Raw genomic sequence first — 254 nt, 5'->3', positions numbered from 1 at the left:
AGGACGCATGGTGCCCGCGTCGGGATCAGGCGTACCTTGGCGTGCTGGTCGACGACCTCGTCACGCGCGGCGTGGCTGAGCCTTACCGGATGTTCACGAGCCGCGCCGAATACCGGCTGAGCCTGCGTGAAGATAATGCGGATATGCGGTTGACCGAGATTGGTCGCGAGCTGGGCCTCGTCGACGACGTGCGCTGGGACGCGTTCAGCCGGAAGCGCGACGCTGTTTCACGTGAAACCGAACGCTTGAAGTCG

General features: G+C 64.2%; 1 pseudogene. It reads left to right on the top strand.

What is annotated here, in order from left to right:
• Window positions 1–254 (top strand): annotated as a pseudogene (gidA, locus tag SB816_RS33400) (tRNA uridine-5-carboxymethylaminomethyl(34) synthesis enzyme MnmG); the annotation flags it as partial.

The organism is Achromobacter sp. SIMBA_011, assembly GCF_046535435.1.
In the GTDB taxonomy this organism is placed as follows: Bacteria; Pseudomonadota; Gammaproteobacteria; order Burkholderiales; family Burkholderiaceae_B; genus Achromobacter; species Achromobacter dolens.
The sequence above is the reverse complement of the archived record's forward strand: the minus strand, read 5'-3'. Positions and strand labels throughout refer to the sequence as shown.